The sequence below is a fragment of the Pseudonocardia oceanicola genome (assembly GCF_047200735.1).
GTDB lineage: Bacteria > Actinomycetota > Actinomycetes > Mycobacteriales > Pseudonocardiaceae > Pseudonocardia.
The window spans coordinates 1-228 of the sequence record NZ_JBJZON010000124.1 but is presented as its reverse complement, the minus strand read 5'-3'; the positions used below and the strand labels follow the sequence as shown (position 1 = coordinate 228).

Annotated in this window: 1 protein-coding gene; it reads right to left on the bottom strand. The window is 71.9% G+C overall.

All coding sequences use genetic code 11. From position 1 onward, the window contains the following. Window positions 1-228, bottom strand: a 228-nt coding sequence (locus ACL02T_RS35095; RefSeq protein WP_412835120.1) for a hypothetical protein, incomplete at both ends; no start/stop codon positions are given.

The window sequence follows — 228 nt, the reverse complement described above, 5'->3', positions numbered from 1 at the left end:
GCAACCGGCTTGAGCCGAGTCAGCTCCCCCCACGACAGCACGCCCGGATTGAGATGCGGCAACAGCCCGGTCTCCTCCAGCACCGCGACCGCACAAGCCCGGACATAGTCCAGCGTCGAGTCGTAACCGCGCTCGTCGAGCCACTCCCGCGCCGCCGGCCAACGCTCCTCGGGCCGGTCCCCGAGCGTGAACAAGGCCTCCTTGCACCCCTGCGCCGCCCCCGCCCGC